This is a genomic window from Dactylosporangium cerinum (assembly GCF_042653625.1).
GTDB lineage: Bacteria > Actinomycetota > Actinomycetes > Mycobacteriales > Micromonosporaceae > Dactylosporangium > Dactylosporangium cerinum.
The window spans coordinates 149,040-158,199 of the sequence record NZ_JBHSIU010000085.1; the positions used below are offsets into that span (position 1 = coordinate 149,040).

The following is a 9,160-nucleotide window of genomic DNA, read 5'->3' on the forward strand; positions in this document are numbered from 1 at the left end:
GCCCTCAGGTCAGGCCGGCGCCGGAGCGCAGCGGAGGTGACGGCATGACGCTGGCAGAGGATCAGCGGGCGCTGGTCGAGGCGCTCGTTGCCGGCGGCGACGTCCCTGAGGGTTTCGCTGCGGCGGGTGTACTGGCAACGCGTGCCGCCCTCCGCCGCAAACGGGCCGGCGAGGTGGCTCGGACCTGGCCGTTCCTTGCCGCGTCGTTCGGCGAGGGCTGGCACGCGACCTTCGGGCACTGGGCCGAGGGCCGCCCGCCGCAGGGCTCGCTGCGTGACGGCTGGGACCTCGCCCGCGCCGTCAAGGACACCCTGTCACCGCTCGCCCAGGAGGAGCTCGCCGGCCGCGAGGCCGCCTACACCTACGACGGCGTCAACGCCCCGGTCCCCCGCAACCGGCTGGCGGCCAGGCTCCGCCTCCTGCCGTCACGCCTTCTACCATCGCGCCTTCTACCATCGCGGCATGGATCTCGGCCTGCGTGACCGCGTCTACGTCCTGACCGGCGCCTCCCGGGGGCTCGGGTTCGCCACCGCCCAGGCCCTCGTCCGCGACGGCGCCAAGGTCGTCGTCTCCGGCCGCACCGCCGGCACCGTCGAGGCCGCCGTGGCCGCGCTCGGCGAGGACCACGCCGCCGGGATCACCGGCGACCTCGGCGACCCCGGCACCGGCCCGCGGCTCGTGACCGCCGCCCGGGACCGCTTCGGCCGGCTCGACGGCGCGCTCGTCTCCGTCGGCGGGCCGCCCCGCGGCACCGCGACCGGCACCGGCGAGGACGCCTGGCTCGCCGCGTTCCACACCATCTTCCTCGGCACCGTCCGGCTGGCCCGGATCGTCGCCGAGACCATCGGCACCGTCCCGGCCGGTGCGGACGCCGCCATCGGCCTCGTGCTGTCCACGTCGGTCCGCGTCCCCCTCGACGGCCTCGCGATCTCCAACGGGCTGCGACCCGGCCTCGCCGGGTTCGCCAAGGACCTCGCCACCGAGCTCGGTCCCCGTGGCATCCGGGTCGTGTCGCTGCTGCCCGGCCGGATCCTCACCGACCGCAACCTGGAGCTGCTGGACAGCCCCGCCGCACGGGCGGAGGCCGCGGCGGCGATCCCGCTGCGCCGGCTCGGCGACCCGGCCGAGTTCGGGCGGGTCGCCGCGTTCGCGCTGTCGCCGGCGGCGAGCTACCTGACCGGCGTCGCCGTGCCCGTCGACGGCGGCGTGACCAGCGCGTTCTGAAACGCGTACAAGCCATTTGAAATTCTTGTATCAGAAGCCGTTCGGGTCCCCTCTAGTCAAGTGAGACGGCGCTGTCATCAGTCGGGCGGCGCCCCGCGGGGACGGAGAGCCACATGCAGTTACGCTGCCGGCGAATGACGGGGGACGCGCAGGCGGACCTCGACGACGACAACGGCGCACCATCGTCGACGCCCTGGCTGCCCTCGGCGGCCGTGCTGCGCCGCCACGGCGCGCGCGTCCTGGAGCCCGGCGACGGCGCGTCCGCCCCGACGGTCTACCGCGCGGGCGTCCTGCTCTCGACCGAGCCGGCGGCGGAGCAGCCGGAGACCCTCGAACGGTGCAACCGGACCCTGGCCGCGACCGGCATGCGCCTCGCCGCCTCAGCACCCGGCGGCCACGACCACGGCCACAGCCGCGACGGGCACGGTCCGGACGGGCCGGTCCGGGAGCGGGCCGCACGGCGGCGGGTGCGGGCGGTGCAGCTCGTCGCGGCACACGGCGCCGACCCCGAGTCCGTCGACGCGTGGGCCGCGCTGAAGGCGCTGCGGGCCAGTGGCCACGGCGCGCACCTGTCCCTCGACCATCTGCTGTTCGGTGCGTCCATCGGTGGGGTACCGATGACCGAGGGCTCCCCCATGACCGAGGGCTCCCCCATGACCGAGGGCTCCCCCATGACCGAGGGGTCCCCCATGACGGAAGGCTCTCCGATGACGGAGGGCTCCCCGATGACCGAGGGTTCGCCGATGACCGAGGGCTCCCCCATGACGGAGGGGTCCCCGATGACCGAGGGCAGCGCCTGGCGCTTCGCCGGTGGCGCCGGCCGCCAGCCGGTCGACGTGGTCCTGCAGGCACCCCGCCGGCGCACCGTGGCCGAGCTCGGCGACCGCCGGCCCGTCGTCGCGGTCCTCGACACCGGCATCTCCCCGCACGAGTGGCTGGACGTCCCCGCCCCGGCCGGATCGGCGCTGCCCGAGGACGGGTTCACCGCCGTCGACGCCGAGCTGCAGGCCTCGATCCTCGCCGCGCAGGAGCAGCTCATCGCCGCCGGCCACTCGCTGCAGCGGATCCGCGACGCGTGGGAGCGGCAGATCAGGACCGGCTCCGTCGCCGGCGAGCTCGGCAGCCACACCGGCCACGGCACGTTCATCGGCGGTCTCATCCGGCAGGTCGCCCCCGACGCGACCGTCCTGCAGATCCGGGTCATGCACAGCGACGGCGTCGTCTACGAAAGTGACCTGCTCATCGCCCTCGACCGGCTCGCCGACCAGGTCGAGGCGGTCCAGGCCGGCACCGGCGGCAGCATGGTCGACGTCGTGTGTCTCTCACTCGGCTACTACCTGGAAAACGCGGCGGACGCCACGTACACCATCCGCCTCCAGGAGCACATCGACCGGCTTCTGGCCGCCGGGGTCGTCGTGGTCGCCGCCGCCGGCAACCACGCCACGTCCCGCGAGTTCTACCCCGCGGCCCTGCGCTGCGACGGCGAGCTGCCGGTGATGAGCGTCGGCGCGTTCCAGCCCAACGACGCGAAGGCCATGTTCAGCAACGACGGCCCCTGGGTCCGTTACTGGGCCCCGGGTTCGGCGCTGGTCAGCACGTACCCGAAGATCCAGGGCAGCCGCGGTGCCGCCTTCGCCACCCCGGCCGGCAACGCCGGCGGCCGGCCGGCCCGCCGCGAAACCCTCGACGCCGACGACTACACCCGGGGGTTCGCCTCCTGGAGCGGCAGCTCGTTCGCCGCCGGTCTCGGCGCCGCCGAGGTCGCCGCGCTGCTCCTCGCCAACGCGGCCGAGGACCCGCAGCTGCGCCTCGACCACCTGGACGCGAAGTCCACCGCGCAACGGGCGCTCAAGGCCCTCGACGGATTCCCCGGGTAGGCCTCGATGGACGACGACGACACCCTCCTGGCCGACCTTCGCCGCATCGCCGGCATCGTCGACCCGGTCCCCGCCGACCTGCTCTTCTCCCTCAGCATCACCGGCTTCGACATCGAGGTCTGCCGTCTCGTCCCGCAACCCCCCGCCGGCGTGCTGGCGGGGGTCCGCGGCGACGAGGAGACGACCCGGGCCACGTTCGAGTCCGCCAGCCTCACGATCATGGTCGAGTGGACCGCCGGCACCAACGGCACCGTCCGCCTCGACGGCTGGCTGGCCCCGCCCGCGGCCTGCCGCATCGAGCTGCGCACCGCCGACGGCCCGCAGACGATGGACACCGACGAGGGCGGCCGCTTCGCCGCGGCCCGGATCAGCCGGGGCGAGGTGCAGATCCGGGTGCACCCCACGACCGACCAAGTAGCCGATGGCGTCCGGACGGTGGTGACGCCATCGTTCGTGGTGTAGACGACGAACCGCCCAGCTCCTATCACCCGCGCGAACCCGCGCGGGCCACACGCATACCCGAAACCGGGCCGGTGACCCGGGCGGTGCGGCTGCACCGTTCCGCGGTGAAGGCGGGGGCCGCCGGCAAGCCGGCGACCGCCGCGCGGCACGCCACGGAGGCGCTGCGGCTCCTCGGGTGGCCGGGCGGTGAGCCGTCCGCACCCGCGCTCGCCGCGAGGCTCCTGCTGACCCTCGCCCACGCCGAGGCCGAGCAGGGCCGCACCGACCGCGGCCTGGAGCTGCTCGACCGCGCCGAGACCCTCGCCGACCTCGCCGACGTCGGCACCGTCCTGCAGCAGCGCGGCCTGCTCCTGCTGCGCCGCGGCGAGATCGACGCCGCCCTGAAGCTGCTCGACGCCGCCGTCCCCGTCCTGCAGGAGCACGGCGAGCCCACCGTCCTCGCCCGCACCCTGCTCAACCGCGGCGTCGTGCACCTCACCGCCGGCCGGGTCCGCCTCGCCCGCGCCGACCTGCGCCAGTGCCGCGACCTCGCCGGCACGCACGGCCTGGACCTGCTCGCCGCCAAGGCCGAGCACAACCTCGGCTACTGCGCCCTCGCCGACGGCGACGTGCCCACGGCGCTGCAGACGTTCGACACCGCAGCCGACGCGCTGCGCCGCCTGCACGCCGACGGGTTCCTCGCCATCTCCATGCTCGACCGGGGCCGGGCCCTGCTCGGCGCCGGCCTGGACACCGCCGCCGCGGAGGAGCTCGACCAGTCGATCGAGCTGCTCACCCGCCACCGCCTCAGCCAGGACCTCGGCGAGGCCGAACTGGCCCGGGCCCAGGCCGCTCTCGGCAGCGGCGACCTGACCGCGGCCGCCCTGTGGAGCGGCCGTGCCCGGGCCCGCTTCACCCGCCGCCGCAACCGCGCCTGGGCCGCCCTGGCCGCCTCCCTCCAGGTCCGCGTCGACCTCGCCGCCGCGGCCCGGATCCCCGCAGGCGCGGAGCCGGCGCAGGACGCGCCCCACCCGCCGGAGACAACCACGGCGGCGCGGCGCAAACTCCTCGCCGTGGCCAGGCAGGCCACCCGGCTCGCGGCGACGCTGCGCGACCTCGGCCTGCGGCACGACGCCGGCGGTGCCGAGCTGCTCGCCCTAAGGGCCCGGATCGCCGCGGGCGACACCCCCACCGCCGAGCAGCGGGTCGCGGCGCGGCGGGTCCTGCCGGCCGACGTGCCCCTCGACACCCGCCTGCTGCGCCGCCTCACCCGGGCCGAGCTGCACCGCGCCGACGGCCGGCCGCGCCCCGCCCTCAACGAGCTGCACAAGGGGCTCGCCACGCTGCAGGAGCACCGGCGCCGGTTCGGCAGCCTGGAGCTGCAGAGCAGCGTGGCCGCGCTCGGGGCGGACCTCGGCACGTTCGGCCTGGACATCTCCTGGTCGCTCGGCCCGCCCAGTCTCGTCTTCAACTGGTCGGAGCGCTCCCGCGCCCAGTCGTTCCGGACCCGCTCGGTGCTGCCGCCGCAGGACCCGCAGGTCGCCGACGCCCTCGCGGAGCTGCGCCAGCTGCGCCGGGCGGTCCGCCTCGCCGAGCTCGAAGGCCGCCCGGAGCCGCTGCTGCGGGCCCGCTGCGCCGAGCTCGAACAGGGCATCCGCCGCCAGGGCTGGTGGGCCGCGGACACCGAGGAGGGCCACGGCGCCGCCACCGACGCCGAGGTCCTGGCCGAGCTCGCCCGCGCGGGCCGGTGCATGGTCACCTATCTCGTGCGCCGCGACCGGCTGCACGCCCTCGTCCTCGCCTGCGGGACGATCACCTCGGTCGAGCTCGGCGCCTACGCCCTCGTCGCCGAGTCCGTCCGCCGCCTGCTCAGCGACCTCGACACCGCCGCCGACCGGCGCCTGCCCCCGAAACTCGCGGCGGTGGTCCGCGCCAGCGCCGAGCGCCAGGCCGCGACGCTCGACCAGGCGTTGATCGCTCCGGTACGCGCAGCGCTCAGCACCCACGACGTCATCCTGGTGCCCACCCGGCAGCTCGCCGTCCTGCCCTGGGGCCTCCTGCCCAGCCTGCGGGGGCGCCCGGTCTCGGTGGCGCCGTCGGCCTCGGTGTGGCTCGCCGCCCGCACCGCGGACCGGACCGCGACAACCGGCGCGCCGCTGCTGGTCGCGGGCCCCGACCTCCTGCACGCCGACGCGGAGATCGACGCCATCGCGGCCCTGTATCCCAGGGGCCGTGTCCTGCGTGGCGCCGCCGCCACCGCGACCGACGTCCTGGCCGGCATGGACGCCGCACGGGTCGTCCACGTCGCCGCGCACGGGCACCACGACACGCAGAACGTCCTGTTCTCCCGGCTGGAGCTGGACGACGGCCCGCTGCTGGCGTACGAGCTGCAGCGCCTCGGCACCGCCCCCGGCCAGGTCGTCCTGTCCGCCTGCGACGTCGGCCGCGCGGTGGTGCGGGCCGGCGACGAACTGGTCGGGTTCACCGCCGCCCTCCTGCACGCCGGCACCGCCAACGTCGTGGCCAGCGTCGCCCGCATCCCCGACGAGCTGGGCCCCAAGGTCATGGCGCACTACCACCGGGCCGTCGCCACCGGCGTCTCCCCCGCCCGCGCCCTGGCCGACCTGCCGGAGGCGACCCCGTTCGTCTGCTTCGGCGCCGGCTGAACCTTCCCCCACCCCCGCGGCGCCTCTACTACGTCCATCTATTTGTTTCGACGTGTGTTCACGGGGGACACCATGAAACTCGCACTCTGCATCGGCATCAACGACTACCCGGGCGTCTCGAGCGACCTGTACGGCTGCCGCAACGACGCCGCCGACTGGACCGCGGCGCTCTCCGCCCGGGGCTTCGACGTCCGCACCCTGCTCGACAGCGCCGCGTCCGGCGCCGCGATCCGCACCGGCATCACCGACCTGCTCTCCCGGGCCACCGCCGGCGACGGGGTCGTCATCACGTACTCCGGCCACGGCACCTGGGTCCCGGACCTCGACGGCGACGAGCCCGACGACCGCGACGAGGCCATCTGCCCGCACGACATCGCCGCCAACGGCCCACTGCTGGACGACGAGCTGTCCGCCCTGTTCAGCGCGGCGGACCCTGGCGTGCGCACCGTCCTCATCTCCGACTCCTGCCACTCGGGGACGCTGACCCGGCTGAGCCGCCCGCTCGGCGACGATCGGTGCTCAAGCCGTTTCCTCGCCCCGTCGACGTTCCTCCCACCGTCAGCCGGCGTGGCTGCCGGGTTGGCCGCCCGCCGCGCGGCACGATCCCGTCCCCGCTCCGCCGCGCTGCTGCTGTCCGCCTGCCGGGACACCGAGTACTCGTACGACGCCACGTTCGCCGGCCGCCCGAACGGCGCCTTCACGTATGTGGCGCTGACGGCGCTCGCGGAGCTACCGCCGGGCGCCACGTACCGCGACTGGCTCAGGGCGATCCGGGCGCAGCTGCCGAGCCAGAACTACCCGCAGACCCCGGCCCTGCAGGCCAGCCCGGCGCAGCTCGCCTGGCCCCTGCTCGCCTGACGCCCACGATTTCGAAACGGCTTGACTGACAGCTCACATTGACCACTGTCGACGGCGATGGGCTTTGTCAATCACCGGCGCCGTACACCCGGACACGCCGGAACACACCCGACAATGCCCATCACCACCGATGTGCCACCAAGCCTCGATAGACGGTAAGTCCTCGTCACGAGCGACCGGCACCTGCGGCCATAGACGGCACGCGATCAACAGATCGAGCCGCAGGCGGATCGCACGCCACCTTTTCCGCAAAAGCTACAAACCGGTCCAGGGCCGGCGCTCGCCCGTGATCGAAGTCGCCCTGCGGTCGTCCGGGAGCCTGTTGCGAACCGGCCGGCTCACGTTCCGTGCTGAGAGAAAACACGGCCGCGCGGGCCGGTCGCGGCCGATCGGCGGCCGTCGAGGGTCGCCGACGAGACGGCTTCCGCCAATACTCAACAGGCTCCCGGACGACCCACCAGCGACTTCGATCACGGTGACGCCAGCGGTCGAGACCCGGCCAGCACGGCGCAGATCCGCGTTGCGCCCGCCGGCCGCCGACGAACCTGCGGCAATCCAGTGGAGCCTCCGCACCCGACCGCAGCCGTCTACCCACACAGCCAGCCTGCGCCTTGGATCACGACCAGGCCGCCGCGTTCGCTCCGTGGACCGCTGCGACCCAAGTCCCGGCGAAAGCGTGAAACACGGCGGGCGCCCACAAGCCCCCACCCCTTCACACTTCTTGGCGCACATCTCCGCGACCGCACCCGACGCCCGGCCCCCGCCGACGCCGACGCCGACATGGTCACTGTTTCGCGCGGCACGGCACCCGGGCAGGGTCCACGATGTGGGCATTTCGCATATTCCCACACCAAACCGCCACCCAATGGCGAACGCTCATGGTCGAAGGACAGACCTGGTCACCCACACCACCCTTCGATCAACGCCGCAAGATCGTCCACCAGCCCTCATCCTCAGTCCAGCCCCAGCAGCGGCGGAAAGCGACGTCCGTCGCCTGCCACGCCGCTGTGCCGCTGTGCCGCTGTGCCGCTGTGCGGTCACAGGTCGAAGCCGCCGCACGGTCACCTGGACGACCGGTCCGCGCCTTCGATCACAGGCGCCGTGATCGAAATCGTGCACGGGCTGCGCGCATAGCTGGCCAGCGCCTTCGATCACCGGGAAGATCCACTCCCGGCGCCGCACACACGGGCAACGAGGCCGATCCGGACATCGGCAGCGCCAGATCGGGCGGCGGACACGCGGCGACGTCGCCGGATCCCTACAACCTGAAGGATCCCCGGGCACCTGACCCCCGCGATCCTTCCGCTTGTCGCGCCACCAACCACGCTCGACACGACCTTTCACAGATCGAAGGCGCGGATCGGCCGTGCCGGCGACCACGGCACGACCGTCGACCTGTGAAGGCCATGAAGCGAGCATCACGACCGAGCACGCGGAACACAGGACGGGGAGGCGGGCGCCTCCGAAGCGGGTCCTCCAGGAAGCACGGGTCAGCCACCACCCCGGGAGTGCGGCTGCCTGAAGCTGGGTCACGAAGCACTGGGCCAGGCCAGCGGCCGTACACCACATCCACCAGGACACGACTCGCGGCGCCGAGGTCGCACAACCCTCGACCCACGACCAGCGCACGACCCACGTCCCACGACCCGCGACCCCGCGCACCACTCGCGGACGTGCACCGATCCACGGCTAGGTGGGTTGAGGACGGGGTTACGGGATCGGGGTTGGATGCGAAGGGGGCGGCGTCGGGCAGCGGGAAGTCGACGACAGCGAACTGAGTCCGGCACAGCTCCGCGCACGACCAACGACCCGCGCACGACCCCCGCAGAACCCGCGAACGTGCACCGATCAACGGCTGAGCGGGTTGGGGGCGGGGGTACGGAATCGGGATTGGGTGCGAAGGGGGGCGGCGTCGGGCAGCGGAAGTCGACGACGGCGAACTTGGTCGTGTCCGCTGTCGTGGTGTACGAGCGGCCGGGTGGCGCCTTGGATCGCGAACGAGCCGCCGCATCCGCCGCCGCGTCGGGCGGTCGTGATCGAAGTCGTGCACGGGCTGTGCGGACAGCCGGCCGGCGACTTCGATCACCAGGCAGA

6 protein-coding genes are annotated in these 9,160 nt (G+C 73.9%); all 6 read left to right on the forward strand.

From position 1 onward, the window contains the following. Positions 1–44 precede the first annotated feature (44 nt). The 6 genes from ACFPIJ_RS48950 to ACFPIJ_RS48975 all read left to right on the forward strand — a co-directional run bounded on the left by ACFPIJ_RS48950 (position 45) and on the right by ACFPIJ_RS48975 (position 7,066). Positions 45–482 carry an SCO6045 C-terminal-like domain-containing protein gene (locus ACFPIJ_RS48950; protein ID WP_380126368.1) on the forward strand — a complete coding sequence of 146 codons (438 nt, stop codon included), beginning with the start codon at positions 45–47 and terminating at the stop codon, positions 480–482. Beyond that, on the forward strand, positions 463–1,224 hold the full coding sequence (locus ACFPIJ_RS48955; RefSeq protein WP_380126369.1) for an SDR family oxidoreductase: 762 nt from the start codon (positions 463–465) through the stop codon (positions 1,222–1,224). Before ACFPIJ_RS48950 ends, ACFPIJ_RS48955 begins: the two co-directional genes overlap by 20 nt. A 134-nt stretch (positions 1,225–1,358) precedes the next feature. Then, positions 1,359–3,101: a S8 family serine peptidase gene (locus tag ACFPIJ_RS48960; RefSeq protein ID WP_380126370.1), complete on the forward strand. Its 1,743-nt coding sequence runs from the start codon at positions 1,359–1,361 to the stop codon at positions 3,099–3,101. Positions 3,102–3,107: 6 nt separating this feature from the next. Next, on the forward strand, positions 3,108–3,563 hold the full coding sequence (locus tag ACFPIJ_RS48965) for a hypothetical protein (RefSeq protein WP_380126371.1): 456 nt from the start codon (positions 3,108–3,110) through the stop codon (positions 3,561–3,563). 104 nt (positions 3,564–3,667) lie between these two features. Next, a complete protein-coding gene (locus ACFPIJ_RS48970; protein ID WP_380126372.1) occupies positions 3,668–6,208 on the forward strand; it encodes a CHAT domain-containing protein in 2,541 nt (846 codons plus the stop codon). A gap of 72 nt (positions 6,209–6,280) precedes the next feature. Beyond that, on the forward strand, positions 6,281–7,066 hold the full coding sequence (locus ACFPIJ_RS48975; protein ID WP_380126373.1) for a caspase family protein: 786 nt from the start codon (positions 6,281–6,283) through the stop codon (positions 7,064–7,066). The last annotated feature ends 2,094 nt before the right edge of the window (positions 7,067–9,160 follow it).

Bases quoted from the DNA above. Each gene is read 5' to 3' on its own strand.
- ACFPIJ_RS48950 (WP_380126368.1), top strand. From the start codon at position 45: ATGACGCTGGCAGAGGATCAGCGGGCGCTGGTCGAGGCGCTCGTTGCC.
- ACFPIJ_RS48955 (WP_380126369.1), top strand. From the start codon at position 463: ATGGATCTCGGCCTGCGTGACCGCGTCTACGTCCTGACCGGCGCCTCC.
- ACFPIJ_RS48960 (WP_380126370.1), top strand. From the start codon at position 1,359: ATGACGGGGGACGCGCAGGCGGACCTCGACGACGACAACGGCGCACCA.
- ACFPIJ_RS48965 (WP_380126371.1), top strand. From the start codon at position 3,108: ATGGACGACGACGACACCCTCCTGGCCGACCTTCGCCGCATCGCCGGC.
- ACFPIJ_RS48975 (WP_380126373.1), top strand. From the start codon at position 6,281: ATGAAACTCGCACTCTGCATCGGCATCAACGACTACCCGGGCGTCTCG.